The sequence below is a fragment of the Yersinia sp. Marseille-Q3913 genome, assembly GCF_963892745.1.
GTDB lineage: Bacteria > Pseudomonadota > Gammaproteobacteria > Enterobacterales > Enterobacteriaceae > Yersinia > Yersinia bercovieri.
Map to the genome: position 1 here is coordinate 49,998 of NZ_CAWQAF010000095.1, position 26,340 is coordinate 76,337.

Sequence of the window (26,340 nt, forward strand, 5' to 3'; positions counted from 1 at the left end):
AGTGAATAAATTCAAATGACTCAGCCAGTAACTTCCCCTGACACCACCGCCTTAGCTCTGCAACGTTTGTTGGATATTATGCGCACCTTGCGTGACCCGGAGCACGGCTGTCCGTGGGATCGTAAGCAGACGTTTGACACTATCGCCCCTTATACGCTGGAAGAGACTTACGAGGTGCTTGACGCGATTCAGCGCAAGGATTTCGACGATCTGCGCGATGAACTGGGTGATCTGCTGTTTCAGGTGGTGTTTTATGCCCAAATGGGGCAGGAGCAGGGGCTATTTGTGTTTGATGATGTGTGTCACGCCATCTGTGACAAACTGGTACGCCGCCATCCGCATGTGTTCCCAAATGAAGCTCAGCACGCCGCTGAGGCGACTATTGGCAGTGAAGCCGCGCTGGCAGGTTGGGAGTCCCGTAAAGCCGAGGAGCGGGCCGAAAAGGCACTGTATTCGGCTTTGGATGATATCCCTGATGCACTTCCCGCGTTGATGAAAGCCCATAAAATCCAGAAACGCTGTGCGTCGGTGGGCTTTGATTGGGATACTCTGGGGCCAGTGCTGGATAAAGTCTACGAAGAGATTGATGAGGTGATGTTCGAGGCGCGTCAGGCGGTGGTCGATGAGGAGAAACTGGGTGAAGAGATCGGCGATTTGTTGTTTGCCACGGTGAATTTATCCCGCCATTTAGGTCATAAAGCGGAAAATGCTCTACAGGCGGCTAATCGTAAATTTGAGCGGCGCTTTCGTCAGGTAGAACAAATAGTTACAGCATCAGGTCGGACCATGGAGAGTGCCACACTCGCTGAGATGGAAGCCGCCTGGCAGCAAGTTAAAAAGCAAGAAACTGAAATGTAAGGTGTTTTAATTCATTTTACGAATGGTTGTTGAATTCTAATTACGTTAATATATTGAATTATAACGGATAGTAAGACGGTGTTCCGCGCGGTTTTGGCAGCGAAAACCGCCATGGTCGTGGAGATCATTTGTAGCGAAACCAAGGTTCCGGTATACTACTTTCCCGTCCTGGTACTTCCATCGTCTTTAAACCTAAACTCTCAGGTTCAGCATGACAACTAATTATATTTTTGTGACCGGCGGGGTCGTATCCTCTCTGGGTAAAGGCATTGCCGCAGCCTCTCTGGCGGCTATACTTGAAGCCCGTGGCCTCAACGTTACCATCATGAAACTGGACCCGTATATCAACGTGGATCCGGGCACCATGAGCCCGACACAACACGGGGAAGTTTTTGTCACCGAAGATGGTGCTGAGACCGATCTGGACTTAGGGCACTATGAGCGCTTCATTCGCACCAAAATGACCCGTCGTAACAACTTCACTACGGGCCGCATCTATTCTGAAGTCCTGCGTAAAGAGCGTCGTGGCGACTATCTGGGTGCAACTATTCAGGTTATTCCTCATATCACCAATGCTATCAAAGAGCGCATCATCGAAGGCGGCGAAGGCCACGATGTGGTGTTGGTTGAGATTGGCGGCACCGTAGGGGATATTGAATCCCTGCCATTCCTGGAAGCTATTCGTCAGATGGCGGTTGATGTTGGCCGCGAGCACACGCTTTACATGCACCTGACATTGGTTCCTTATCTGGCTGCGGCTGGTGAAGTGAAAACCAAGCCAACGCAACATTCGGTAAAAGAGCTACTTTCAATTGGTATTCAGCCAGATGTGCTGATTTGCCGTTCTGATCGCGCAGTTCCTGCTAATGAACGTGCCAAAATCGCTCTGTTCTGTAATGTGCCAGAAAAAGCGGTTATCTCCCTAAAAGACGTTGATTCCATTTATAAAATCCCAGGGCTATTGAAATCACAGGGCCTTGACGATTATATTTGTAAACGATTCAGCTTAACTTGTCCTGAAGCAAATCTCGCTGAGTGGGAACAGGTATTATACGAAGAATCAAATCCAGGTGGCGAAGTGACCATCGGGATGATTGGTAAATACGTAGAACTGCCGGATGCCTATAAATCTGTAATTGAAGCCTTGAAGCACGGTGGGTTGAAAAATCGCCTGACGGTGAACATCAAGCTGATTGATTCGCAGGATGTTGAGACACGTGGCGAAGAGATGCTAAAAGGGCTGGATGCTATCCTTATTCCTGGTGGTTTCGGCTACCGTGGTGTGGAAGGCAAGGTGCTGGCGGCACGCTATGCCCGTGAACACAATATTCCTTACCTGGGCATCTGTCTGGGGATGCAAGTTGCACTGATGGAGTTTGCCCGCAATGTTGTGGGAATGGAAAACGCGAACTCCACAGAATTTGTGCCAGACTGTAAGTATCCGGTGGTTGCATTAATCACCGAATGGCGTGATGAAAACGGCAACGTTGAAGTGCGTTCGGAAGAGAGCGATTTGGGCGGTACTATGCGTGTGGGTGGGCAACCTTGCAACCTGACTGAGGGTAGCCTGGTACGTCAGATGTATGGCGAACCTACCATCGTTGAGCGCCACCGTCATCGTTATGAAGTCAACAATATGCTGTTGAAGCAGATTGAAGCTGCCGGGTTGCGTGTTGCCGGGCGTTCTGCGGATAACAAACTGGTGGAAATTATCGAGTTGCCAAACCATCCATGGTTTGTGGCTTGTCAGTTCCATCCAGAATTTACTTCGACGCCACGTGATGGTCACCCGTTGTTCGCCGGCTTTGTGAAAGCGGCTGGTGATTATCAGAAGCGCCAGGTGAAATAAAATATTTGGTAGAAGGGGCGGCAGCGATGTCGCCCCCTCTGTCTGGAGTTTTAGTTTAACTTGTACTGAGGAAAATCTAATGTCCAAAATCGTTAAAGTCATCGGTCGCGAAATCATCGACTCCCGTGGTAACCCAACTGTAGAAGCCGAAGTTCATCTGGAAGGCGGTTTTGTTGGTTTGGCTGCGGCACCATCAGGTGCTTCTACTGGTTCCCGTGAAGCACTGGAACTGCGTGACGGTGACAAATCCCGTTTCCTGGGCAAAGGCGTTCTGAAAGCCGTTGCTGCAGTAAATGGTCCAATTGCTCAGGCAGTTTTGGGTAAAGATGCCAAAGACCAGGCTAACATCGATAAAATCATGATCGATTTGGACGGTACTGAGAACAAATCCCAGTTTGGTGCTAACGCCATCCTGGCTGTTTCTCTGGCAGCAGCGAAAGCAGCCGCAGCGTCTAAAGGCATGCCTTTGTACGAGCACATTGCTGAATTGAACGGTACTCCAGGCAAATTCTCTATGCCACTGCCTATGATGAACATCATCAACGGCGGCGAACATGCTGATAACAACGTTGATATTCAAGAGTTTATGATTCAGCCAGTCGGCGCTAAAACTCTGAAAGAAGCTGTTCGCATCGGTTCTGAAGTGTTCCATACCTTGGCTAAGGTTTTGAAATCCAAAGGCATGAGCACCGCAGTTGGCGACGAAGGCGGTTATGCACCAAACCTGGGTTCTAACGCTGAAGCACTGGCTGTTATCGCTGAAGCGGTAAAACAAGCAGGCTACGAGTTAGGCAAAGATGTGACTCTGGCGATGGACTGTGCTGCGTCTGAATTCTACAAAGACGGCAAATATGTTCTGGCCGGCGAAGGCAACAAAGCGTTCACTTCTGAAGAGTTCACTCACTTCCTGGAAGACCTGACTAAACAGTATCCAATTGTCTCCATCGAAGATGGCCTGGACGAATCTGACTGGGCTGGCTTCAAATACCAGACCGAAGTTCTGGGTGACAAAATCCAGCTGGTTGGTGATGATCTGTTTGTAACCAACACCAAGATCCTGAAAGAAGGTATCGAGAAAGGTGTTGCTAACTCTATCCTGATTAAATTCAACCAGATCGGTTCTTTGACCGAAACTCTGGCTGCTATCAAGATGGCGAAAGATGCAGGTTACACCGCGGTTATCTCTCACCGTTCAGGCGAAACCGAAGATGCTACCATTGCCGATCTGGCAGTAGGTACTGCAGCAGGCCAAATCAAAACCGGTTCTATGAGCCGTTCTGACCGTGTTGCTAAATACAACCAACTGATCCGTATTGAAGAGGCGCTGGGCGACCGCGCACCATTCAACGGCCTGAAAGAAGTAAAAGGTCAGTAATTTTACTGCGCCTTATCTTCTGAAAGTTGATTGAAAAATCCACTTCGGTGGATTAATCAGATGATCACCCCCACCCTGTGAGCGATAAGCTGACAGGGTGTTTTATTTTTTTGCATCATCTAAAAAATAGCAGAGTTGGCTGCCAATCTACTGTCAACTTCAATGTGTTATCTGAAGACTGTCTGTTTAGGAAAACCCAATATAAATTATAATCAGTGCTGCAAAAACGGGGGCAACCATAGATTTACAGTTTAATATTATCGATTAATATAGTCATCCGATTGCTAACTATAACTTAGGTGTATTGTTCCTTTCTCAATGAGAGTTTTATATCCTAATTTTTATAAAGAAAATAAATATTATAAATATAATTTCATTAGACGTATAATTTAATTTATATACTATCAATTAGTAATTATACTAATTTTAATAAAACAACTAATTGGAGTGCACATGGATTATCATTTTGAAAATGAATACAATAATACCTCTTTAGACCAAGAGGTAGCTGAAGAGATTGAATTAATTGGTAAAGATACTTATATTGCTGGAGCACACCAAGCTGACTATAGTCCGGATTATATCTCTAAGTCTTATAAGGTAAGCGATAAGATCGCTAATTTAATGCATCGCCATAATGTTTATGGCAAAAGCGCTGTGGCAGCATTATGCATACTTGAGAAGCTCAGAGTTGACGACCACTCACTGGAGTATGTTGCTAAAGAAAATAATGAATTTGATATGTCTGATTTCATTAAAATGGTGAAGTGTGGCGTTAAGGATATAGAAACCTATTATTTTTATAAAGAAATTTTATTGTATAAAAAGGCGGTAAATAAATGGATGGTCAAGCTTCTTGAACCGAAGAATGATTTTTCTTATAAGGATGAACAATCTTATCTCATAAAAAAATATCCTCAATATCGCAATCTGATTGATGCAGTCTCTAGTAAAGGGGAAGTGAGAATACAAGAATTAGCATCATTGATTGTATTGGGTTCTCATAAACTACCTGACGGACTGTTAACCTTGGCTAAGGGAAAAATATTGGAAATGATAAATTTGTCGCCGCAATTAAGTCTGTGAGAAATAATGAAAAAATAAGTAAATCATTAATCGATTTAGGTGATGTCCCTATTGCTGAAAAAGAATTTATTGATGTTATTATTGGAAAGTTAACAATAGATCAGATCAAGTTTGACTACAATAAAAGAAAGGAAGAGTTACCGGAGGCAATAGATGCCTTCACTAATGGAATAAATGAAAATATTTATTATCATAATGGCCATGCAGTTGATAGCGCTATTCTTAGTGACGCGACAGCGGCAATGTTGGAAACTCGTGATGAGTTATTATCTTTTCCTTCTGAGAAGCAATTAAGCCAGGTAACAACCGCCATATCTTCTTTACCCAAAGCTAATGTGCTAGGCCACGGAGCAACGCTCTGACAAACGTTAAAAGTCAGTCATGACTGCACTCTACTTTTTGTTGTCATTGATTGCCCTTTGCCAGATTCATCTGAATCTGGCAAATAACCCTCATCTGACTCACATCTATAACACTGCTATCGTGCAGATAATTCATCAACCGTTATCCTTATTAATCACCCGAATGATTCGACTATCATGCATAAAGGAAGATAACTGATGAAACTGAAATACTTACTATTTCCGGCCCTACTATTCTCTGGCAGCTTACTGGCCACGGAGCTTACCGTGACCATGAATGAATCCCTGCCCGAAGGTAATGGCAAGGTGCTGGGTACTGTTACAGTAACAGAAACCGCTTATGGTTTATTGTTTACCCCCAATCTGACTGGGCTGGCAGCAGGTATCCATGGGTTCCATCTGCATGAAAAGCCAAGTTGTGCGCCGGGCCAGAAAGAGGGTAAAGCCGTGCCTGCCCTTGCCGCTGGTGGCCACCTTGACCCGCAAAAAACCGACACTCACCTTGGTCCTTATAATGATAAAGGGCACCTGGGGGATTTACCGGGGCTGGTGGTCAATGCTGATGGCACTGCCACTTACCAGCTCTTGGCTCCGCGCCTAAAATCGTTATCCGAGCTGAAACAACATGCGCTGATGATCCATGCCGGTGGTGATAACTATACTGACCACCCAATGCCACTGGGTGGTGGTGGTGCTCGCATGGCCTGTGGTGTTATTGAGTAACGCTCTGATACAAACAAACTGGCAGTCTGGAGGCTGCCGGTTTGGTGAAGGCGAGGGAATCTGCAATAATTGCCCATTGGCCTAATCACGATATAGAGATACTGATGCTGTACCCGATTAATGAGATGTTCCAGACCTTGCAGGGCGAGGGTTACTTCACCGGCGTTCCGGCGATTTTTGTACGCTTGCAGGGTTGCCCGGTAGGCTGTAGTTGGTGTGACACCAAGCATACCTGGGAAAAAGAGGCAGATCGGGAAGTCGATATGCAGCGCATTATGGTGAAAACCGCTGAAAGTGATGCCTGGGGTTCTGCCAGCGAACAGCAGCTATTGGCTATCTTTTCTCAGCAAGGATATACCGCTCGCCATGTGGTGATAACCGGGGGGGAGCCGGCCATCTACGATCTGCTACCGCTAACTTCTGTATTGGAGCAAGCGGGTTACAGCTGCCAGATTGAAACCAGTGGCACGCACGAGGTGCAGTGCTCAGCAGCCACTTGGGTCACTGTTTCGCCGAAAGTGAAGATGCGTGGTGGCCTGAAAGTATTGCCGCAAGCATTGCAGCGCGCCGATGAAATTAAGCATCCGGTGGGGCGCTTACGGGATATCGAAGCGCTGGAGGTGTTGCTGGCTACACTGCATGATGATAAAAAGCGGATAATTGCGTTGCAGCCCATCAGTCAGAAAGATGATGCAACCAAACTCTGCATTGAAACCTGTATCGCCAGAAACTGGCGGCTCTCCATGCAGACGCATAAATATCTAAACATAGCTTAAGATGCAGGGCGTGATAGCGCCCTGACGAATTTTTACCCGCGATAAACACAGCCCGCAGAACAGGTCTCTTTCACCATCACGGCACTTAACTCAGGTAATTGCGGTTTAAGCTGTTGCCAAATCCAGCACGCCAGCACTTCACTGGTCGGATTTTCCAGGCCGGGAATATCGTTCAGATAGTGGTGATCCAAACGTTCCCAAATAGGGTTAAATGCCGCTTTTAGATCAGCAAAATCCATCACCCAACCGGAGTGAGCATCAACTTCACCCGTCACCTCGATACGAACCATAAATGAATGACCGTGCAAACGACCACATTTGTGCCCTGCTGGAACATGGGGCAGCCGGTGAGCGGCTTCAAACTGAAAATCTTTAAATAGGGTGGTGCTCATCATTCTGACCTTAATTGACTCAAAAAACCGCCGCATAGTACCGGAAAGCACTGATGCTGGCTATGAAAGCCCGTCATTGCGCCGTCAATTTACTCCAGCGCGCGGTGGTAATCATGACGTAGCCTACTGATTTATATGCAGAGATGACAAACCCAGGGGTTGATATCCGCTGCTGGGAATTTCCCCAATAAGTTGAACACTTTAACTCGTATTGATTACCTGAAAAACTGCTTAGTCGTTTTAGTTATTTATTATTTCCATCGCTTCTTTAATTGTTATTATCGAGATGGTTAACCTTACAAACATAAAGATTTTTTGCCCCAAATAATCGACTGACACTGGTTAAAGCATAAAGGAATTCGTACTGCAATGACGACTCAGGCACCTCCTACCTCTTTACTTCCGCTATCGCCGGATCAGTTGACCCGCATACAAGCGGCAGTTGGTGAGCTATCTCCAACCCAAATGGCATGGTTATCCGGCTACTTCTGGGGCCGGGTGGATCAGCAGCCTGGCGTGGTTGCTGCCCCTGCGGCGATAGCACCACCGGCGGTGACAGTAACCCTGATTTCAGCCTCTCAGACCGGCAATGCAAGGCGTTTAGCTGAACAGCTACGCGATGACCTTTTGGCCGCTAAGCTTAGTGTCAATCTGGTCAATGCGGGCGATTACAAGTTTAAACAAATTGCGCAGGAGCGCCTGTTGGTGGTGGTTGCCTCGACTCAGGGTGAAGGTGAACCTGCGGAAGAAGCGGTCGCATTGCACAAATTCCTCTTCTCTAAAAAAGCCCCAAAATTGCCAGAAACCGCGTTTGCGGTATTCGGTTTAGGGGACACGTCGTACGAGCATTTCTGTCAGGCGGGCAAAGATTTCGATAACAAACTGGCCGAGCTGGGGGCCGAGCGGCTATTGGATCGCGTCGATGCTGATGTGGAGTATCAGGAGTCAGCACAGCAGTGGCGTCAGCAGGTGGTTGCGGCATTGCAGGCCAGAGTTCCAGCCCAATCGACGGCGGCAGTCGCGGCAATGCAAAGTGGTGCAGTTGATGAAATTACCAGCAGCCCCTATAGCAAAACCGCGCCACTGACGGCGCAGTTATCAGTTCTGCAAAAAGTGACTGGCCGCCACTCAGAAAAAGATGTGCGTCACATTGAAATTGATTTAGGCGACTCAGGGCTGCGTTACCAGCCGGGTGATGCGCTGGGGATCTGGTTTGATAATGACCCGGCTCTGGTCGAAGAGTTGCTGGCGCTATTGTGGCTCAAAGGTGATGAGCCAGTTGTCATTGATGGGCAGAACATGCCGCTGGTACAAGCGCTGCGTAGCCATCTTGAATTGACACAAAACACCACGGTTATCGTCGATAAATACGCGGCGCTCTCGCGTGATGAAACACTGATTGCTTTGCTGGCAGATAAACCGGCGCTGCAACAATATGCAAAAAATACCCCAATCGTTGATATGGTGCGTCAGGCTCCATCGGACTTGAATGCCGATCAACTGGTAGCGCTACTGCGACCGCTAACACCGCGCCTCTACTCTATCGCCTCTTCGCAGGCAGAAACCGAAACTGAAGTTCATATCACTGTGGGCGTGGTGCGTTATGACATTGATGGCCGACCACGCACGGGGGGCGCTTCAGGTTATCTGGCCGACCGGCTGGCAGTGGATGACGACATTCGCATCTTCATCGAACATAACGATAACTTCCGTTTGCCTGCTAACCCAGAAACGCCAGTGATAATGATTGGGCCGGGCACCGGTATCGCCCCATTCCGCGCCTTTATGCAACAGCGTGAGGCCATTGGTGCCAGTGGTAAGAACTGGCTGCTCTTCGGCAACCCGCACTTCACCGAAGACTTCCTCTATCAGGTTGAATGGCAGCGCTACGTCAAACAGGGCTTGCTAACTCGCATTGATCTGGCCTGGTCCCGCGATCAGGCCGATAAAATATACGTACAAGACAAACTGCGCGAACAGGGTGCAGAACTGTGGAGCTGGATCCAACAAGGTGCCCACATTTACGTCTGTGGCGATGCAAACCGCATGGCAAAAGACGTTGAGCAAGTGTTACTGGACGTGGTGGCTGAGCACGGTGCAATGGATACCGAGCAGGCTGATGAATATTTAAGTGAGCTGCGCCTGGCGCGCCGTTATCAGCGGGATGTGTACTGATGAATGAAAAACACCCAGGGCCACTGGTCGTGACCGGAAAACTCTCCGATGGCGAACGTATGAAGTCGGAAAGCAATTTCCTGCGCGGAACCATCGCCAAAGATCTGAATGAGGGGCTGACCGGTGGTTTCAACGGCGATAACTTCCTGCTGATCCGCTTCCACGGTATGTATCAACAAGATGACCGCGATATCCGCGCAGAACGTGCTGAGCAGAAGCTGGAACCTCGCCACGCCATGATGCTGCGTTGCCGCTTACCGGGAGGGATTATTACCCCGCAACAATGGCTGGGGATTGATAAATTCGCGGCGGATAACACCTTATACGGCAGCATCCGTATCACCAACCGCCAGACCTTTCAGTTCCATGGCATTCTGAAGGGCAATGTAAAACCTGCTCACCAGTTGCTAAATCAATTGGGGCTAGATGCGCTGGCGACGGCAAATGATGTCAACCGTAACGTGCTCTGTACGTCAAATCCGGTTGAGTCCGTGCTGCATCAAGAAGCCTACGAATGGGCGAAAAAGATCTCGGAACATCTGCTGCCACGAACCCGCGCTTATGCCGAAATTTGGCTGGATGCGGAAAAAGTCGCCACCACGGATGAAGAGCCGATCCTCGGTGCGACCTATTTACCGCGTAAATTTAAAACCACAGTCGTTATTCCGCCGCAAAATGATGTCGATCTCCATGCTAACGACCTCAACTTTGTTGCAGTGGCGGAAAAAGGCAAATTAGTGGGCTTTAACGTGTTGGTAGGTGGTGGGTTATCCATTGCTCATGGTGATAAGAACACTTATCCACGTAAGGCCAGTGAATTTGGTTATATCCCACTGCAACACACACTGGCGATCGCTGAAGCTGTGGTCACGACTCAACGTGATTGGGGCAACCGTACTGATCGTAAAAATGCCAAAACCAAATATACCCTTGAGCGCGTTGGCGTTGAGACATTCAAAGCTGAAGTTGAAAAACGCGCAGGTGTGAGCTTTGCGGCCATCAAACCCTACCAGTTTACTGGCCGTGGTGATCGTATCGGTTGGGTAAAAGGTATTGATAAAAAGTGGCATCTGACCCTATTTATTGAGAATGGGCGTCTGTTGGATTACCCCGGCCGCAGCTTGAAAACCGGTGTTGCCGAGATTGCTAAAATCCATCAGGGCGATTTCCGCCTGACGGCTAATCAGAACTTGATTGTGGCGGGTGTGCCGGAGAAAGATAAATCGCGGATTGAAGCTTTGGCGCGCGAATATGGCTTGATGGACGACACTGTTAGCTCGCAGCGTGAAAACTCCATGGCGTGCGTTTCATTCCCAACCTGCCCACTGGCAATGGCGGAAGCCGAGCGCTTCTTGCCGGAATTTGTCACCCGCATTGAGGGCATCTTGCAGCAGCACGGTCTGCCCGATGAACATATTGTGATGCGCGTAACGGGCTGCCCGAACGGCTGTGGCCGCGCTTTGTTGGCTGAAATGGGGCTGGTGGGGAAAGCGGTTGGCCGTTATAACCTGCATCTGGGCGGCAACCGTGAGGGCACGCGCATCCCACGGATGTACCGCGAAAACATTACTGAAGATGAGATTTTGGCGATTACTGATCAACTGGTCGGGCGTTGGGCCAAAGAGCGCCATACAGATGAAGGCTTCGGTGACTTTGTTATCCGCGCTGGTGTTATTGCGCCAGTGATTGATTCAGCCCGTGACTTTTATGAAGTGTTGGAGGCGGTGTGAGCCAAATGAATTTGAGCGAGCTTAATGCGCTTCCCAAAGCGGAACAAGCGGCGGCATTAGCCATGATTAACGGCGAACTTGAGCATTTCACCGCCCAAGAGCGCGTGAGCTGGGCGCTGGAAAATCTGCCCGGTGAGTTTGTGCTCTCTTCCAGCTTTGGGATCCAGGCAGCAGTCTGCTTGCATTTGGTGACCCGTCAGCGCCCCGATATTCCGGTCATTCTGACGGATACTGGCTATCTGTTCCCAGAAACCTATCAGTTTATTGATGCATTGACCGAGCAATTACAACTTAACTTGCAGGTATTCCACGCCCCGCAAAGCCCCGCATGGCAGGAAGCACGGTACGGCAAGTTATGGGAGCAGGGTGTTGAGGGCATTGAGCGCTACAACGATCTGAACAAAGTGGAGCCGATGAATCGGGCGCTAGAGACCTTGGGCGCGCAAACCTGGTTTGCTGGTTTACGTCGCGAGCAATCGGGCAGTCGTGCGCAGTTACCTGTTTTGGCTATCCAGCGCGGCGTATTTAAGCTGCTGCCGATCATCGACTGGGATAATCGGCAGATTTATCACTATTTGACGCAAAACGGCTTGAGCTACCATCCGCTGTGGGAGCAGGGCTATCTATCCGTCGGAGATACCCATACAACCCGTAAATGGGAACCCGGTATGAGTGAGGAAGAGACCCGCTTCTTCGGCCTGAAACGTGAATGCGGCCTGCATGAGGGCTGATGTGATTGATAGTGATACAGGGGGCGCAGAGTGCGCCCTTACTTTTTGTCGCGCGGAGCCTGTGCCGTGATTAGCTAGAAATTCGCTCGCGAGCCAACTCCGCCAAAAACTGGCGGCGATCCTTATCGCCAGCGCGCGTAGCGCTAAAATTACTGCTTCGCGCCAGCTAACTCTTCTATCAGCGGGAGCAATATTTTTACCGTGTCATGGGTGCGCTTAGTGATTCGGCCCGGCAAAAATTTATCCAGATAATTTAAGTTATCCAACTGGCTTTGGTGACGAGTGGTGCCTTGTGGGAAGTGGCTGCTGATGGCGCGTTGCTGGCAGCCATCTTTGTTGCCCAAGCTGTAGTTACTGGCTTCGACGGATAACAGCGGCAATCCGGCAGTCGCGAACAGATTTTTGTCTACCCGACACGGAGCGCTGACCTGATTTTTAATAGTTGCGGCGGTAATGCCATAACGGCGTGCCAGCTTCAGTGCCTGCTCTTTGGCGGCAATGGCCGAGGGCTGGTTGCTGGCATTAAAATAGAGGCGGTCGCCAGTAATTAGGTTATCCAGATTGATCACCAACAAGGTGTTGGCCCTCTCTGTTTTACTCATCCGTTGCAGATAGTTCTCGGTGCCTTGCGCTCCAATTTCCTCCGCGCTGAGGGCGACAAAACGCAAATCATAGCGCAGCGGAGCGGTTTTCAGGCGCTCGGCCAGTTCCAACATAACACCTATCCCAGCGGCATTATCATCGACACCTTGTAGTGTCAGGCCGCCAAGGTTTTTATCTAAATCGGTATCACTTTGCGGCGTGTAGGTGTCAAAGTGCGCCATGATAATAATCTGTTTCTGCTCATCCGCTTTACTGGCCGTATCACTGTTCGCGGCTGTTGCGCTGCGCGCCGCAATCACTGAAGTCGCACTCAGTGTCCGCCAGCTCTGCTTACCATTTTTGCTGGTATAGAGATAGCGGGTATTAAAACCGCGCATATTGCTTTGATAGCCCATCTGCTGAAAGCGATGATTGATGTACTCGGCCGCCAGTAACTCAGCTGGACTACCCGCCATTCGTCCGGGGAAGTAGGTGCTAATATGGCGAGTTTGCTGCTCAGCAATGCTGCCAGCGGCTTGAGTTGTGGCGGCCTGCAATGGCAGCGCGGTACTGAAACAGAGGGTGAATAGTGCCCACTTTAAGCGACGGCGGGAAAACATACCGAAATATCCTTGTTATAGTCTGGGCCATGCCTGTTGGCATGGATAACGCGGCGTTGAGCGGTGCTTAGTATGAAACTGTCCGCACAAATTAACAATTTGTATGATTCTTAAATTGCAGAAAGATAGGCCCGAAAATAGCCCTGGTGAAAATGGGCTAACATAGCTGTGAGCTATATTATTATGGCTATATATCATTATGGAACTTGTAATTACTTTTCGTCATTTCATAAGGTCAGGCCCCCCACCTATAGTCACCCTACGCTTTATCATGTAATCGAAGGCTGTTGTGGACTATCTACCTCTTTTTGCCGACTTAAAACAGCGCCCAGTACTGGTTGTTGGCGGCGGTGAAGTTGCTGCGCGAAAAATTGAATTGCTACACCGCGCAGGCGCTCAAGTGCGGGTAGTGGCTCAGACGCTATCATCTGAACTCGAACAACAGCATCAGGATGAGCGCATTCACTGGCTGGCAAAGGTTTTCTTGCCCGAACAGTTGGATGAGGTGTTCCTGGTGATTGCAGCCACTAACGATGCCGCACTGAATGCCGCTGTTTTCGCCGCTGCTGATCAACGGCATATTTTGGCTAACGTGGTGGATGATCAACCTCTCTGCTCGTTTATCTTCCCATCGATTGTTGACCGCTCCCCCTTGGTGGTGGCTATCTCCTCTGCCGGTCAGGCCCCTGTGTTGGCGCGGATATTGCGTGAGAAACTGGAGGCATTGTTACCGGCCAGTTTGGGTGACATGGCGGCAGTTGCCGGGCGCTGGCGCAGCCGCGTTAAGCAGCAAATTAACTCGATGGGTGCAAGACGCCGCTTTTGGGAAAACGCCTTTAGCGGCCGTTTTGCCAGCTTGATCAGCCGTGGTCAGTTTGCGCAAGCAGAGGAGGCGTTGCAACAGTCGCTTGAGGGGCAGGGCAGTAGTCTCGGTGAGGTGGCCTTGGTGGGCGCTGGCCCCGGTGATCCCGGTTTGCTGACCTTACGCGGTCTGCAAGTTATTCAGCAGGCTGATGTGGTGCTGTATGACCATTTAGTCAGCCCAGAAGTTTTAGATTTGGTTCGCCGTGATGCTGAACGCATTTGTGTTGGCAAACGGGCGGGCGCGCATTCGATGGCGCAGGAGGAGACCAATCAATTGCTGGTCACACTCGCGCAGCAAGGAAAGCGGGTGGTGCGGCTGAAAGGGGGAGATCCCTTTATCTTTGGTCGTGGTGGCGAAGAGTTACAAGTGGTGGCGCGTGCGGGTATTGCGTTTCAGGTGGTGCCGGGGGTGACGGCGGCGGCTGGGGCGACAGCCTACGCCGGTATCCCCCTGACTCACCGTGACCATGCGCAGAGTGTGACCTTTATTACCGGCCATTGCCGTAGTGATGGCGATGAGTTGGATTGGCAAGCACTGGCCCGTGGCCGCCAGACCCTGGCGATTTACATGGGCACAGTGAAAGCGGCTGAGATAAGCCAGCAGTTAATCACTCATGGCCGCGCTAGCACTACGCCAGTGGCGGTCATCAGTCGGGGCACCCGCGCGGACCAACAAGTTCGCACCGGCACATTGGCACAGCTAGAGTCATTAGCGCATCAAGCTCCCACTCCGGCACTGCTGGTTATCGGTGAAGTGGTGGATTTGCATCACCAAATCGCCTGGTTTGGGCAACAACGACAGACTGAACAGGCCATCAGCCCGTCAGTCGTGAATTTGGCATAAAGGATCTGTTATGGACGAAAAACGACTCACTCATTTGCGGCAATTGGAGGCGGAGAGCATCCATATCATCCGTGAAGTGGCCGCCGAATTCGGTAACCCGGTGATGCTCTACTCCATCGGCAAAGACTCCTCTGTGATGCTGCATCTGGCGCGCAAGGCATTCTTCCCCGGTAACTTGCCCTTCCCGTTATTGCATGTGGATACTGGCTGGAAATTCCGTGAAATGTACCAATTCCGCGACCGCACAGCCCAAGCGTTTGGCTGCGAATTGCTGGTTCATCGCAATCCGGAAGGGGTGGCGATGGGCATAAACCCGTTTGTCCATGGCAGTGCTAAACATACCGATATCATGAAAACCGAGGGCCTCAAGCAAGCACTGAACAAATACGGTTTTGATGCGGCTTTCGGTGGCGCGCGGCGTGACGAAGAGAAATCACGTGCTAAAGAGCGAATTTACTCTTTCCGTGACCGTTTCCACCGCTGGGACCCAAAAAATCAGCGCCCTGAGTTGTGGCACAACTACAACGGCCAGATTAACAAAGGCGAGAGTATCCGCGTCTTCCCGCTCTCCAACTGGACTGAGCTGGATATCTGGCAATATATCTTCCTGGAAAAAATCGACATTGTGCCGCTCTATCTGGCGAAGCCACGACCAGTGGTGGAACGAGACGGTATGTTGCTGATGGTGGATGACGATCGCATCGATTTACAGCCGGGTGAGGTCATTACTCAGAAGATGGTGCGTTTTCGTACCTTGGGTTGCTGGCCACTTACCGGTGCGGTGGAGTCCGAGGCAGAAACCTTGCCCGCTATCATCGAAGAGATGCTTATCTCGACCACCAGTGAACGCCAGGGTCGAATGATCGACCGCGATCAATCCGGCTCCATGGAGCTTAAAAAGCGTCAGGGATATTTCTGAGGAGCGCCCGATGAACACCAAATTACAACATCAACCTGTTGCCGCCCAACAATCGGCGTCAGAAAAATCAGCGCCAGAAAACAGGTCTATGATTTTACAAAGTAGCTCTATCGCTGAGCAAATCGCCAACGAGGGCGGGGTCGAAGCTTACCTACATGCACAGCAGCATAAAACCATGCTGCGCTTTTTGACCTGCGGCAGTGTCGACGACGGCAAAAGCACCCTGATTGGACGTTTGCTGCACGATACCCGCCAAATCTACGAAGATCAGCTAACTACGCTACATACTGACAGCAAGCGCATTGGCACGCAGGGCGAAAAGCTGGATCTGGCATTACTGGTGGATGGTTTACAGGCCGAGCGCGAGCAGGGCATCACCATTGACGTGGCTTATCGTTACTTCTCGACTGAACAGCGCAAATTTATCATTGCCGACACACCGGGGCATGAGCAGTACACCCGCAATATGGCCACCGGGGCCTCGACTTGTGATCTGGCGATTTTGTTGATTGATGCCCGCAAAGGGGTGCTGGATCAAACTCGTCGCCACAGCTTTATTGCCACCTTATTGGGTATTCGCCATCTGGTAGTGGCGGTGAATAAGATGGATCTGGTGGATTATCAGGAGAGTGTCTTCGAGCAATTTAAAGAGGATTACCTGAGTTTTGCCGAGCAGTTACCGACAGACTTGGATATTAAGTTTGTCCCGCTCTCGGCGCTAGATGGCGACAATGTGGCCTCACCTGGCGAGAGAATGAAGTGGTATTCCGGCCCGACGCTACTTGAAGTGCTGGAAAGCGTTGATGTGGTGAACTCCAGCCGCCAACAACCATTGCGCTTCCCGGTGCAGTACGTTAATCGACCTAATCTGGATTTCCGTGGCTATGCCGGCACCTTGTCGGCGGGCATTGTGCGGGTTGGGCAAAAAGTGAAAGTGCTGCCCTCCGGCGTGGAGTCGACGGTGGCACGGATCGTCACTTTTGATGGCGATTTGGCCCAGGCCGTCCCCGGTGAAGCTATCACACTGGTGCTGACTGATGAAGTCGATATCAGCCGTGGAGATTTGCTGGTGGATGCCGGTGAAACCCTAAAAGCTGCGCAGAATGCACTGGTGGATATTGTCTGGATGGATGAGCAACCGCTGGTGGTTGGGCAAAGTTATGACATCAAAGTGGCGGGTAAAAAGAGCCGTGCACGGGTTGAAAATATCCAATATCAGGTCGAGATCAACTCGCTAACTCAGCGGGTGGTGGAGAGCTTGCCGCTCAATGGCATCGGCTTAGTTGAACTGGCGTTCGATGAGCCGCTGCTGCTGGACAGCTATCAACGCAATCGCGATACCGGCGGCATGATCTTTATTGATCGGCTGAGTAATGTCACGGTCGGCGCGGGCTTAATTCGTGAGACACTGGCGTCGGTTTATCAGGAAAGCACTGCTTTCAGTGCCTTTGAGCTGGAGCTGAATGCGCTGGTTCGCCGCCACTTCCCACATTGGGGTGCGCGTGATCTGTTGGGGGGGAAATAGCGTGTTGGGCGATCAAGTGACGCCAGCCGATGAGAATATCGTCTGGCACCCTCATGCGGTGACTCGACAGGATCGTGAGCAGCAGCATGGGCATCAGGGTGTAGTGCTCTGGTTTACCGGGTTGTCCGGCTCAGGAAAATCCACGGTGGCCGGTGCGCTGGAGCAGGCGCTGTTCGCCCGTGGTGTGAGCACTTACTTGCTGGATGGCGACAATGTGCGCCATGGCTTGTGCCGTGACTTGAGCTTCTCTGATGATGATCGGCGCGAGAATATCCGTCGGGTCGGCGAAGTGGCTAAACTGATGGTGGACGCTGGTTTGGTGGTGCTGACGGCCTTTATCTCGCCTCATCGTGCCGAGCGGCAAATGGTGCGAGATATGTTGGCGTCAGGCCAGCTTATTGAGGTGTTTGTTGATACGCCGCTGGCGATTTGTGAGGCTCGCGATCCTAAAGGTTTATACAAAAAAGCCCGTGCTGGCGAGCTGAAAAACTTCACTGGTATTGACTCCATTTACGAATCACCTGAGCACACAGATATTCATTTGCAGGGTGAACAATTAGTAACAAATTTGATTGAACAATTGTTAGACGTGCTGCGTGGTCGCGCTATTATCAAATCCTAAACGTATATACTTCGCCCCTGCCGCTGCTGGGTTGTTAGCTATGTACACTCACCTGAGTCACTGACTTAAGTAAGCGTCTCGGGTGCCTTGCTTGCTGCCGACCTGTAACGTCAATGGTTTGGATATAATGACTAAACCGGCAAAACGTCCTCAGAACGTGCTGGTAAATTGTACCTACAGGATTTCTATGCAGAATGTCACCCAAATGATGATCGACGAACAGCGGGAACGGGATGAACCTTCATACTCCTTTCTCGGTGGCGTCACTGGCTTTGTTTTTTATTGGCTGGCGTTTGCGATCCCCTTCTTTGTCTACGGCCCCAATACCGTCTTCTTTCTGCTGTACACCTGGCCGTTCTTCCTGGCGCTGATGCCCGTTTCAGTGTTAATTGGCATTGTACTCAGTGTGTTATCACGCGGTAATCTGCTGGTAACCATCGGGGGGGCCGGGATTGCAGTACTGTGCTTATTCTGGATGCTGTTCTCATTTCTCACGGGCTGGTGAGCGCGGATCCGCGGGCTACTGAGGCGTAATACGCTAACAGCCCGCAATTGACTCTCCACTCTTGTTATCTACTCCTTCTCAGCCGCCGCCAGCTTGATGAATGACAGAGGCATTATCTCAGAGATTTTGTCGCTGCTCGTAATAGCTGATGCGTTCCACTTTTTCAGTTGAGCTACCGCCATCGAAATCACAATCAAGCCAGGTCTCGACCAAGGTTTTGGCTAACTCAACACCAATCACCCGCGCCCCCAGACAGATGATCTGTGCATTATTGCTTTTTCTGGCCCGCTGGGCTGAGAAGGGGTCATGGCACTGTGCGGCACGAATACCCAGCACTTTATTGGCCGTGATGCTCATACCAATGCCGGTTCCACAGATCAAAATTCCTCGTTCATGCTTGCCATCCTTAATGGCCTGAGCAACCTGAACGGCGATATCGGGGTAGATGGTGGGTTCGCGTTGTTGGTCGCAACTGTAATCGACAACAGTTATGTTTTTGTTTTGCAGAAAGGCAAGGATCTGATTTTTCATATCAATAGCCGCATCATCACAGCCGATGGCAATAGATAACATATTTCACCCCTTAACAAATTGAACGGTAATCCGATTAAGCACTTTTGGTGCTGCCACACATTATTAGCGAGCTTATTACTGGGTATTTCAGCCTTAGTAACACAATATAACGCCATTAAGCAAAAGTTACCAATGCGTTCATATGCCCATCATATTCACTCCTATCAAATAATCAGTCAATAAACTTATGATCATTTTAAGCAAATCTTGATATTGCTTAGATCTCTTATCGCTTCTCTCTTAGCCCGCCAATCGCCCACTAAAACAGGGGTTATTGCTATTTTGCTTTTATTTATGATCTCCCTCACAGCCTGAGTATTTTTTAATAGCGTAAATCTGGTGCTTAATCGTACTGTTCAATAGTACATTTAAAGATCTTATGTTCATGTCGTGTTTATGGCGAATTTAAATAGATGACAAGAAGAGTTGTCGAAGGAGTCAATTATGTATAACGAATGTTCTAAAGATGCTCAGATGCTGGAAAATATTCCTAAAAATATGCGTGCAGTTGTTGCCTATGGGCCAGGGGATTATCGGCTTGAGATAGTTTCAGTGCCGACAATTGATGCGAAAGAGATTTTAGTTAAGGTTGAAGCCTGCGGTATCTGTGCTGGTGATACAAAAGCTTTTGGCGGCGCGCCCAGTTTTTGGGGCGATAAGAAGCAACCCGCCTATATCAAGGCACCGATGATCCCCGGCCATGAGTTTATCGGCCACGTTGTGGGTCTTGGGGCTGAAGTGGAGGGGTTCGAGTTAGGCGATCGGGTGACCTCGGAACAGATCGTTCCTTGCTGGGAGTGTCGGTTCTGCAATCGTGGGCAGTATTGGATGTGTGAAAAACACGATCTCTACGGTTTCCAACACAACGTTAATGGCGCGATGGCTGAATATATGAAATTCACCAAAGAGGCGATTAATTACCGCGTTCCTGACGATCTTCCGCTGGAAAAAGCCATTCTGATCGAGCCCTACGCGTGCTCTTTCCACGCCGTGCAGCGCGCCAATATCAAACTCGGCGATGTTGTGGTGTTGGCTGGCGCAGGGACATTAGGGCTAGGCATGGTGGGGGCTATCAAAAAGTCAGGCCCCGGCAAGCTGATTGTTTTGGATCTGTCCGATGACCGCTTGGCACTGGCGAAGAAGTTTGGTGCTGATTTAGTGCTTAACCCCAGTAAAGATGACGTGATTTCTATTATTAAAGAGATGACCGACGGCTATGGCTGCGATATTTACATTGAGGCCACAGGCGCGCAAAAGGCGGTAGAGCAAGGGCTAACGCTACTACGCAAGTTGGGTACTTTTGTGGAGTTCTCGGTCTTCAAAGAGCCAGTGACGGTTGACTGGAGCATCATCAGTGACCGCAAAGAGCTGGATGTGTTGGGATCACATCTGGGGCCATATTGCTACCCGCTGGTCATCGAAGGCATCTGTAATGGTGACCTGCCAACCGATGGTGTGGTGACACATATCCTACCGCTGGAGAGATTTGCCGAAGGCTTTGACATGGTCACCAAAGGTATCGGCTCTCTTAAAGTCGTCCTCAATCCCAATATCCAGTAATCAGCGCATTATTTCCAAATCACAGGTGATGCACCATGTTAAACATGTTGATTAAAAAGATAGGGCTGCCTAAGAAAATATTATTAGGTTATATCGGTGTACTGATATTTATGGCCGGGGAGGGACTGGAGCAAAGTTGGCTATCTGATTTCATTATTCGTCGCGGTTTGACGGTTGAAGAGTCCGGCCTGATGTTCAGTGTGTACGGCTTTGCCGTGGCGATTGCCGCATGGCTCTCCGGTGTGTTAGCTGAAATGTTTACCGCTAAAAAGGTGATGGCGGCCGGTGTCGTGATTTTCCTGATAGGTTCTGTGCTGTTCTTATCACTCGGCTTACCCAGCAATAACTTGTCAATTATGATCCCGACCTATGCGCTACGTGGACTCGGCTACCCCTTGTTCTCATACGGCTTTTTAGTTTGGATTGCCTATGAAGCCCCCAGAGCCAAATTAGGGTCGGCGGTGGGTATCTTCTGGTTTGTGTTTACCGGCGGACTCAGTGTCCTGGGGGTGTTCTACGCCAGTATTGCGCTGCCGATATTAGGGGAGATCCACACGCTGTGGAGTGGAATTGTGTTTGTGTTGATCGGGGCGGTGATTGGCTTGATGTTGAGCAAAGAGAGCAAAATCACTGCGCCAACGGATGCGCCACCTAAAACCTTCACTTATCTGTTCAAAGGGGTGTCGATCGCCTTTGAGAACTACAAAATCGGGCTGGGTGGCCTTGTTCGCACCATCAACCTGTCGTTTGCTTTCGGCATGATCGTTTTCCTGCCGACCTATCTGCAAGATGAGATTGGTTTTACCCGTGACCAGTGGTTATCTATCTATGCCTTTATGTGGACGGTCAATATTGTCTTCAACTTATTGTCCGGTGTGATCAGTGACCGGTGGGGCTGGACGAATACTGTGATGTGGTTTGGCTGTGTGGGCAGCGCCATCTCGATCCTGCTGCTCTATTACATCCCAACAAATCTTGGCGTTGAAGGCTACAGCTACACCATGCTGGCCGCCGGTGCGCTGGGCGCATGTTTCGCCGGATTTGTTCCCCTGTCAGCCATTATGCCAAGTCTTGCGCCCAATGATAAAGGTGCGGCCATGTCAGTGCTGAACCTAGGGGCCGGGCTTTGCGCCTTCGTCGGGCCACTGATAGTCACCCTTTTTATTGCTCCTTTAGGTATCGAAGGCATTATTTGGCTCTTCTCCGGGCTATACCTTGTTGCCGCCATTTTGATGAAGTTTGTCACCTTGCCAGCAGATAGCCCTGACGAGCTACTGGAGGAGCACGAGCAGATCTACAGAGTGAATAAAACATTGTAAATCAATAGTTTATACGCATAGTGGCCGTGATAACCAGAGCCATTGATGGGGAGTTAAACATGAAAGTTGAATACAACAGATTCAATGTTGATTTTTCTCTGCAAGGTAAAGTTGCCGCCATTACCGGCGGCGCAGCAGGAATTGGTTATGCCATTGCCGAGCTTTTTTTAGCTAAGGGGGCGAAAGTTATCTTGATTGATAGTAACGATGGCGTCACTGAGGTGGCAAAGCAGCTAAATGCCGATAGCGCGAGCGGACTGTTTTGTGATGTCAGTGATAGCGAATCGGTCAAAATAGCGGTAGCCAAGGCGATCAATACCTTTAACCGACTGGATATTTTAGTCAACTGTGCCGGAATTGTGGCGCTGGACCCGGCGGAAAAGACCACGGAGCAAGATTGGGACCGGACAATTAATGTCAATCTGAAAGGGGTTTTCCTCATGAGCCAGGAAGTGGGGCAGCATTTTATTGCCCAGGGCCATGGCAAGATCGTTAATTTGGCATCGCAAGCGGGGATCGTGGCGCTACCCAATCATTTGGCCTATTGCACCAGTAAAGCCGGGGTGATCGGCATGACGAAAGTGCTGGCGCTAGAGTGGGGGCCGCTCGGCATACAAGTTAATGCTATCTCACCCACCGTGGTATTAACCGAATTGGGCAAAAAGGCATGGTCAGGAGAGGTGGCGGAAGAGATGAAACTGAAAATTCCCGCTCGTCGTTTCGCCTATCCGGTCGAGGTCGCAGCCTGCGCGCTATTCCTGTCCAGTGACGCTGCTAACATGATCACCGGGGCAAATTTGGTGATTGATGGCGGCTATACCATCCAGTAGTCCGCTATCTATTTTCTGTTGCAAGGAGATTGTCATGAACCGAATTATTAACGATCCCGACCACGTTGTTGAGGATGCCATCAAGGGGTATCTGGTGGCTTACCCACATTTTTTCGCTAAAACGGATCATGAGAAAGTGTTGAAACACCCTGAGGCCCCCTATAAAGGAAAGGTCGGTGTGGTGACTGGAGGCGGCTCTGGCCATGAGCCGGCATTTTTAGGTTACATCGGTAAAAATATGCTGGATGCAGTCGCTATCGGGGAGATTTTCTCCTCACCGGCGGCTGGCGCATTTTTAGCCGCGATTAAGGCGGCTGACGGTGGGGCAGGTGTTGCTTGCCTGTATGGCAACTATGCCGGTGACAATATGAACGTCAAAATGGCGGTCAAAAAAGCGCAAACGCTGGGCATTAAAGTCAGAACTGTCGTCGCCAATGATGATGTGGCCTCCGCGCCTGCGACAGAAAAAGAGAAACGTCGTGGGGTGGCCGGTGAAATTTTCATGTGGAAGGTGGGCGCTGCGGCTGCGGCTCAACACTATGAGTTAGATGCCGTCATTGATGTGGCGCAAAAAGCCATTGATAACTGCCGCTCGGTGGGGGTGGGTTTAACCTCTTGCACCATTCCGGCGGTAGGTAAACCTAACTTCCATATTCAAGATGGCATGATGGAAGTGGGTATTGGTCATCATGGCGAACCGGGGATTCGGGTGGAGCCATTACAATCCGCGGCTCAGATTGCTAAAACTATGGTGGATATCGTGGTGGGTGATGTGCCTTTTGTCGATGGCGATGATGTGGCGGTTTTGATCTCCGGTTTAGGGGCCACGCCGACCCTTGAACTGTATATTTATTATGCTGAAGTTGTCAGCTTATTGAAAAATAAAGGGATCAATATCTATCGCCCCTATATTGGTAACTATTTTACCTCGCTGGACATGATGGGTATCACGCTGACATTGATGAAATTGGATGATGAATTAAAGGCGCTAATTGACGTGCCGACTCATTCATTAGGTTTAACGCAGGTGGAGTAAGGGATGATGAGCGTATTTTGTAACAAAGAGGGCACGCCGATTGTTGAAGAGTTGGTGGAGACAATTATCGCCAATCGCGACTATCTGAGTCAGATCGACGGCGCAATTGGCGATGGTGACCACGGCATCAATATGGCGAAAGGATTCAATATTTGTGCCGACAGTATCAAAGGCAAAGATCTGACGGTGTCCGAGGCGCTGGATGTGCTGTCTGACTCCCTGATGGAGGGAATTGGCGGTTCGATGGGGCCGCTTTATGGCAGCATTTTTATGGGCATGGCGGATAGTATTCGCGACTGCGATAACATTGATGCCACGGCATTTAGCACCATGTTGAGAGGAGGGCTTTCCTGCTTACAGGATATTAGCGATGCAGGTGTGGGTGATAAATGCATTATGGATACGCTGATCCCCACAGTCGAAGCATTTGAACTGGCGCAACAGCAGAATAAGTCCTTCGTTGAGTCACTCCACCTGATGAAAAATGCGGCCCATGCAGGGCGCGACTCCACCATTGATTTAGTCGCCAGAATTGGCCGGGCCAGCCGTCTGGGCGAGCGTTCTCGCGGAGTTTTAGATGCGGGGGCAACATCATGTTGCTTAATATTGAGTCAATTGGCTGATTCGGTAGAGCAGCGTTTGGTCTAGTCAACCGATAGGCGGCGGTTAGCCGGGACGCTGACCGCCGTATCGTCGCCAGCAGTAGAAGCCAGCTTAAGGTTGTTGCTGGATCATCTTCAAAATTGTCCGCGCATTTGATGCGCTGGTGGCAATAATATCAATCGCACCGGTGCGCAAAGCACCCAGAATAGCCAATGCTTTGGTGCTTTCAGAGGCGATAGCTATCACGCAAGGTATCTGGCGCAACTCTTGAGTACTGATGCCGATAACCCGATCGTTCATAACGGTATTGGCCGGCAGGCCCTGGGCGTCAAAAAAATCGTATCCGGCAATCTCACCGGTCACACCTTGATGCATACTGGCATCGACAATCTCCTGTGGCGTGAACCAGCCCAGTTTCACCATATAGCTGTTTTCATTCATATCACCAATACCGACCAGGGCGATATCCGCTTTTCTGGCGCGATCGAGTGTCTCTTTAATGGTGCCGTTTTGCATAAAAGCTTCTTTTAACGCACGATTTTCCACATAAGCGGGGGCGTAAAGGGTTTCGCTGGAACCACCAAATTTCTTAGCTAGACGACGGCTGATATGGTCAGCATTAATCGCATCACCGGGGCGATGTGTTCCGCCAATGCCGCAGATGAACTTACACTGCCTTTCCGGCACGATGCTGACATGATCCGCGATGGCGGCGATATTACGCCCCTGTCCAACCGCTAATACCGTGTTGTCTTTTAAATTTGTTGCCAGATAGCCGGAAACCAACGAGGCAACCTGACGCCGCTGCTCATCTTCATCTTGATAATCCAGCGCGATCAATGCCCGTTTCAGGCCAAAATGCTCAATCAACTGCTGTTCGAGGCGGGTGCTAAACACCGGATGATAACGTACTGTAATCTCAACAATGCCCTCGGCTTTTGCCCGCTTAAGCAGCCGCCCGACCTTGATCCTTGAAATACCAAACTTATGTGCAATCTCTTCCTGCGTCATTTCATCTTGGTAATAAGACACTGCAATTTCAGTTAACAATTCATTATCTGGCGGAATTGTTTGTTTTTCCATGGGTTTTGCCCCCCGGCAAAAGAAGATTTGGCCTCTTTGACAGTGTTTACCGAACACCTAAAATTCAGAATTATCCTGTCGGATTGAGTAAAATAGTAGAACATTTGTTTAATATAGTGAACGGAAAACGTCCTTATTTCTTTGTGTATTTTCGTTCTAACTTAGAAAAAAACCATTTATTGTAGAGAAAAGGGATTAATCAGCGCATTAATCCATTTGGTGGCTTATTTTTCTTTTTATTACTCTTGATTTACCGCGTATAAATATAAACAAAAGTACGTATATTGCTCATTTGTTATGCGTCGGTTCGACGAAAATGAGGTCAATCACATTTATTAAGTGAAATTCGCGAAAAGTAGTGTTTTTATTGGGCTGAAAATCGTCCTTAATCTGGGTGCTGTGGCCTATTTCCGTCACAGAGTGGAGTCCGACGAAAAGTTGTGGGATGATTAGGCAGTTTTCGGGGGGCGGGAATGGGAAAACTTACACTTCTTTTGCTGATTTTACTTGGCTGGCTCCAGTATTCACTGTGGTTGGGCAAGAATGGTGTTCATGATTTTGTTCGGGTTAAGGATGACGTGGCTCTTCAAGAGACCAACAACGGCAAACTTAAAGCCCGGAACGACCAGCTATTTGCTGAAATTGATGATTTAAACGGTGGTCAAGAGGCGATCGAAGAGCGCGCACGTAACGAACTGGGTATGATTAAACCCGGCGAAAGTTTCTATCGTCTGGTTCCTGACCAATCCAGACGCAATGCGAGTACCCCTTCGACGCAAAATAACGCGCAACAATAAT

Annotated in this window: 25 protein-coding genes; 21 read left to right on the top strand and 4 right to left on the bottom strand. The window is 49.7% G+C overall.

From position 1 onward, the window contains the following. Positions 1-15: 15 nt before the first annotated feature. The 7 genes from mazG to queE all read left to right on the top strand — a co-directional run bounded on the left by mazG (position 16) and on the right by queE (position 7,029). A complete protein-coding gene (gene mazG, locus AACW11_RS20255; RefSeq protein ID WP_212585330.1) occupies positions 16-858 on the top strand; it encodes a nucleoside triphosphate pyrophosphohydrolase in 843 nt (280 codons plus the stop codon). A gap of 211 nt (positions 859-1,069) precedes the next feature. Beyond that, positions 1,070-2,707, top strand: coding sequence for a glutamine hydrolyzing CTP synthase (gene pyrG, locus AACW11_RS20260; RefSeq protein ID WP_032899044.1), 1,638 nt, complete (start codon positions 1,070-1,072; stop codon positions 2,705-2,707). Between the two features lie 79 nt (positions 2,708-2,786). Continuing rightward, a complete protein-coding gene (gene eno / locus AACW11_RS20265) occupies positions 2,787-4,082 on the top strand; it encodes a phosphopyruvate hydratase (protein WP_004875041.1) in 1,296 nt (431 codons plus the stop codon). A 453-nt stretch (positions 4,083-4,535) separates the two neighbouring features. Beyond that, positions 4,536-5,168, top strand: coding sequence for a hypothetical protein (locus tag AACW11_RS20270; protein WP_212585331.1), 633 nt, complete (start codon positions 4,536-4,538; stop codon positions 5,166-5,168). Next, entirely contained in the window at positions 5,165-5,530 is a 366-nt protein-coding gene (locus AACW11_RS20275) for a hypothetical protein (RefSeq protein ID WP_212585332.1), read from the top strand. Before AACW11_RS20270 ends, AACW11_RS20275 begins: the two co-directional genes overlap by 4 nt. A gap of 198 nt (positions 5,531-5,728) precedes the next feature. Then, complete coding sequence (gene sodC, locus AACW11_RS20280; RefSeq protein WP_212585333.1) at positions 5,729-6,253, top strand: superoxide dismutase family protein; 525 nt, start codon at positions 5,729-5,731, stop codon at positions 6,251-6,253. 104 nt (positions 6,254-6,357) lie between these two features. Next, on the top strand, positions 6,358-7,029 hold the full coding sequence (gene queE, locus AACW11_RS20285; protein ID WP_212585334.1) for a 7-carboxy-7-deazaguanine synthase QueE: 672 nt from the start codon (positions 6,358-6,360) through the stop codon (positions 7,027-7,029). A gap of 32 nt (positions 7,030-7,061) precedes the next feature. On the opposite strand, the gene queD is transcribed toward queE, so the two are convergent. After that, a complete protein-coding gene (gene queD / locus AACW11_RS20290) occupies positions 7,062-7,421 on the bottom strand; it encodes a 6-carboxytetrahydropterin synthase QueD (RefSeq protein ID WP_212585411.1) in 360 nt (119 codons plus the stop codon). Positions 7,422-7,790: 369 nt separating this feature from the next. Here queD and cysJ point away from each other — a divergent pair, with 369 nt between their 5' ends. From cysJ to AACW11_RS20305, 3 genes are read left to right on the top strand one after another with little or no spacing between them, the layout of a single operon-like run. Then, on the top strand, positions 7,791-9,596 hold the full coding sequence (gene cysJ, locus AACW11_RS20295) for an NADPH-dependent assimilatory sulfite reductase flavoprotein subunit (protein WP_212585335.1): 1,806 nt from the start codon (positions 7,791-7,793) through the stop codon (positions 9,594-9,596). Next, on the top strand, positions 9,596-11,326 hold the full coding sequence (gene cysI, locus AACW11_RS20300) for an assimilatory sulfite reductase (NADPH) hemoprotein subunit (RefSeq protein WP_212585336.1): 1,731 nt from the start codon (positions 9,596-9,598) through the stop codon (positions 11,324-11,326). The genes cysJ and cysI overlap by 1 nt, the downstream gene beginning before the upstream one ends. Continuing rightward, complete coding sequence (locus AACW11_RS20305; RefSeq protein ID WP_212585337.1) at positions 11,323-12,057, top strand: phosphoadenylyl-sulfate reductase; 735 nt, start codon at positions 11,323-11,325, stop codon at positions 12,055-12,057. The genes cysI and AACW11_RS20305 overlap by 4 nt, the downstream gene beginning before the upstream one ends. A gap of 149 nt (positions 12,058-12,206) precedes the next feature. Here AACW11_RS20305 and AACW11_RS20310 read toward each other — a convergent pair whose 3' ends face one another. Continuing rightward, positions 12,207-13,259, bottom strand: a complete 1,053-nt coding sequence (locus AACW11_RS20310) for an aminopeptidase (RefSeq protein ID WP_212585338.1) — start codon at positions 13,257-13,259, stop codon at positions 12,207-12,209. A gap of 289 nt (positions 13,260-13,548) precedes the next feature. Between AACW11_RS20310 and cysG the strand changes: the two genes are divergently transcribed. The 5 genes from cysG (at position 13,549) to AACW11_RS20335 (ending at position 18,538) form a co-directional block, all read left to right on the top strand. After that, positions 13,549-14,967, top strand: coding sequence for a siroheme synthase CysG (gene cysG, locus AACW11_RS20315; RefSeq protein ID WP_212585339.1), 1,419 nt, complete (start codon positions 13,549-13,551; stop codon positions 14,965-14,967). A 10-nt stretch (positions 14,968-14,977) separates the two neighbouring features. After that, positions 14,978-15,886: a sulfate adenylyltransferase subunit CysD gene (gene cysD / locus AACW11_RS20320; protein ID WP_212585340.1), complete on the top strand. Its 909-nt coding sequence runs from the start codon at positions 14,978-14,980 to the stop codon at positions 15,884-15,886. Positions 15,887-15,974: 88 nt separating this feature from the next. Further along, positions 15,975-17,411 (top strand): sulfate adenylyltransferase subunit CysN, encoded by a 1,437-nt coding sequence (gene cysN / locus AACW11_RS20325; protein WP_212585412.1) that lies wholly within the window; start codon positions 15,975-15,977, stop codon positions 17,409-17,411. Further along, entirely contained in the window at positions 17,350-18,033 is a 684-nt protein-coding gene (cysC, locus tag AACW11_RS20330; protein ID WP_212585341.1) for an adenylyl-sulfate kinase, read from the top strand. The genes cysN and cysC overlap by 62 nt, the downstream gene beginning before the upstream one ends. Before the next feature lie 187 nt (positions 18,034-18,220). Next, the gene (locus AACW11_RS20335; RefSeq protein WP_005278984.1) at positions 18,221-18,538 is read left to right on the top strand and encodes a DUF3561 family protein; all 318 of its coding nucleotides are present in this window, start codon (positions 18,221-18,223) and stop codon (positions 18,536-18,538) included. A 117-nt stretch (positions 18,539-18,655) separates the two neighbouring features. Here AACW11_RS20335 and rpiB read toward each other — a convergent pair whose 3' ends face one another. Beyond that, positions 18,656-19,111: a ribose 5-phosphate isomerase B gene (rpiB, locus tag AACW11_RS20340; RefSeq protein WP_212585342.1), complete on the bottom strand. Its 456-nt coding sequence runs from the start codon at positions 19,109-19,111 to the stop codon at positions 18,656-18,658. Positions 19,112-19,555: 444 nt separating this feature from the next. Between rpiB and AACW11_RS20345 the strand changes: the two genes are divergently transcribed. Genes AACW11_RS20345 through dhaL form a run of 5 tightly spaced genes read left to right on the top strand, consistent with a single transcriptional unit; the run spans position 19,556 to position 24,504 of the window. Next, entirely contained in the window at positions 19,556-20,671 is a 1,116-nt protein-coding gene (locus tag AACW11_RS20345; protein ID WP_212585343.1) for an MDR/zinc-dependent alcohol dehydrogenase-like family protein, read from the top strand. 35 nt (positions 20,672-20,706) lie between these two features. After that, positions 20,707-21,990, top strand: a complete 1,284-nt coding sequence (locus AACW11_RS20350) for an MFS transporter (protein ID WP_212585344.1) — start codon at positions 20,707-20,709, stop codon at positions 21,988-21,990. A 59-nt stretch (positions 21,991-22,049) separates the two neighbouring features. Continuing rightward, on the top strand, positions 22,050-22,820 hold the full coding sequence (locus AACW11_RS20355) for an SDR family oxidoreductase (RefSeq protein WP_212585345.1): 771 nt from the start codon (positions 22,050-22,052) through the stop codon (positions 22,818-22,820). Positions 22,821-22,854: 34 nt separating this feature from the next. Next, positions 22,855-23,856 carry a dihydroxyacetone kinase subunit DhaK gene (locus tag AACW11_RS20360; RefSeq protein WP_212585346.1) on the top strand — a complete coding sequence of 334 codons (1,002 nt, stop codon included), beginning with the start codon at positions 22,855-22,857 and terminating at the stop codon, positions 23,854-23,856. Positions 23,857-23,859: 3 nt separating this feature from the next. After that, entirely contained in the window at positions 23,860-24,504 is a 645-nt protein-coding gene (gene dhaL, locus AACW11_RS20365; RefSeq protein ID WP_212585347.1) for a dihydroxyacetone kinase subunit DhaL, read from the top strand. Between the two features lie 66 nt (positions 24,505-24,570). On the opposite strand, the gene AACW11_RS20370 is transcribed toward dhaL, so the two are convergent. Continuing rightward, the gene (locus tag AACW11_RS20370; RefSeq protein ID WP_005278968.1) at positions 24,571-25,542 is read right to left on the bottom strand and encodes a sugar-binding transcriptional regulator; all 972 of its coding nucleotides are present in this window, start codon (positions 25,540-25,542) and stop codon (positions 24,571-24,573) included. Between the two features lie 473 nt (positions 25,543-26,015). Here AACW11_RS20370 and ftsB point away from each other — a divergent pair, with 473 nt between their 5' ends. Further along, positions 26,016-26,339, top strand: a complete 324-nt coding sequence (gene ftsB, locus AACW11_RS20375; RefSeq protein ID WP_212585348.1) for a cell division protein FtsB — start codon at positions 26,016-26,018, stop codon at positions 26,337-26,339. Position 26,340: the final 1 nt, after the last annotated feature.

Coding starts and splice junctions, on each gene's coding strand:
- mazG (WP_212585330.1), top strand. CDS start 16: ATGACTCAGCCAGTAACTTCCCCTGACACCACCGCCTTAGCTCTGCAA.
- pyrG (WP_032899044.1), top strand. CDS start 1,070: ATGACAACTAATTATATTTTTGTGACCGGCGGGGTCGTATCCTCTCTG.
- eno (WP_004875041.1), top strand. CDS start 2,787: ATGTCCAAAATCGTTAAAGTCATCGGTCGCGAAATCATCGACTCCCGT.
- AACW11_RS20270 (WP_212585331.1), top strand. CDS start 4,536: ATGGATTATCATTTTGAAAATGAATACAATAATACCTCTTTAGACCAA.
- sodC (WP_212585333.1), top strand. CDS start 5,729: ATGAAACTGAAATACTTACTATTTCCGGCCCTACTATTCTCTGGCAGC.
- queE (WP_212585334.1), top strand. CDS start 6,358: ATGCTGTACCCGATTAATGAGATGTTCCAGACCTTGCAGGGCGAGGGT.
- queD (WP_212585411.1), bottom strand. CDS start 7,421: ATGAGCACCACCCTATTTAAAGATTTTCAGTTTGAAGCCGCTCACCGG.
- cysJ (WP_212585335.1), top strand. CDS start 7,791: ATGACGACTCAGGCACCTCCTACCTCTTTACTTCCGCTATCGCCGGAT.
- cysI (WP_212585336.1), top strand. CDS start 9,596: ATGAATGAAAAACACCCAGGGCCACTGGTCGTGACCGGAAAACTCTCC.
- AACW11_RS20310 (WP_212585338.1), bottom strand. CDS start 13,259: ATGTTTTCCCGCCGTCGCTTAAAGTGGGCACTATTCACCCTCTGTTTC.
- cysD (WP_212585340.1), top strand. CDS start 14,978: ATGGACGAAAAACGACTCACTCATTTGCGGCAATTGGAGGCGGAGAGC.
- cysN (WP_212585412.1), top strand. CDS start 15,975: ATGATTTTACAAAGTAGCTCTATCGCTGAGCAAATCGCCAACGAGGGC.
- cysC (WP_212585341.1), top strand. CDS start 17,350: ATGCGCTGGTTCGCCGCCACTTCCCACATTGGGGTGCGCGTGATCTGT.
- AACW11_RS20335 (WP_005278984.1), top strand. CDS start 18,221: ATGCAGAATGTCACCCAAATGATGATCGACGAACAGCGGGAACGGGAT.
- rpiB (WP_212585342.1), bottom strand. CDS start 19,111: ATGTTATCTATTGCCATCGGCTGTGATGATGCGGCTATTGATATGAAA.
- AACW11_RS20345 (WP_212585343.1), top strand. CDS start 19,556: ATGTATAACGAATGTTCTAAAGATGCTCAGATGCTGGAAAATATTCCT.
- AACW11_RS20350 (WP_212585344.1), top strand. CDS start 20,707: ATGTTAAACATGTTGATTAAAAAGATAGGGCTGCCTAAGAAAATATTA.
- AACW11_RS20355 (WP_212585345.1), top strand. CDS start 22,050: ATGAAAGTTGAATACAACAGATTCAATGTTGATTTTTCTCTGCAAGGT.
- AACW11_RS20360 (WP_212585346.1), top strand. CDS start 22,855: ATGAACCGAATTATTAACGATCCCGACCACGTTGTTGAGGATGCCATC.
- dhaL (WP_212585347.1), top strand. CDS start 23,860: ATGATGAGCGTATTTTGTAACAAAGAGGGCACGCCGATTGTTGAAGAG.
- AACW11_RS20370 (WP_005278968.1), bottom strand. CDS start 25,542: ATGGAAAAACAAACAATTCCGCCAGATAATGAATTGTTAACTGAAATT.
- ftsB (WP_212585348.1), top strand. CDS start 26,016: ATGGGAAAACTTACACTTCTTTTGCTGATTTTACTTGGCTGGCTCCAG.